The 316-nt window shown below is 67.4% G+C and carries 1 pseudogene; it reads left to right on the top strand.

Annotation, left to right across the window (positions count from 1 at the left end):
• Window positions 1-316 (top strand): annotated as a pseudogene (locus tag EN852_RS38155) (FGGY-family carbohydrate kinase); the annotation flags it as partial.

The raw sequence follows: 316 nt of genomic DNA, 5'->3' as shown, positions 1-316 counted from the left end.
GCGGCGGCTCGCGCTCACGCTACTGGCTGAAGGCGATTGCGACGGCATTGCAGGTGCCGGTCGACATTCCCGCCGACGGCGACTTCGGCGCGGCGTTTGGCGCGGCAAGGCTTGGGTTGATCGCCGCGACTGGGACCGATCCGCTGGCGGTGTGCACCGCGCCGGCGACAGATGCGACGATTGAGCCGGATGCGGGGCTTGGTGGGGCTTTTGCTGATGCCTATCAAAGGTATCGCGCGCTCTATCCGGCGATAAGGCTTGGAACGGCGTCCGATCCTTCCCCGGGCCCGCTTGCCTGGGAATGGTCCGGCGTTGC

It is taken from the genome of Mesorhizobium sp. M2E.F.Ca.ET.209.01.1.1, assembly GCF_004010375.2.
In the GTDB taxonomy this organism is placed as follows: Bacteria; Pseudomonadota; Alphaproteobacteria; order Rhizobiales; family Rhizobiaceae; genus Mesorhizobium.
The sequence above is the reverse complement of the archived record's forward strand: the minus strand, read 5'-3'. Positions and strand labels throughout refer to the sequence as shown.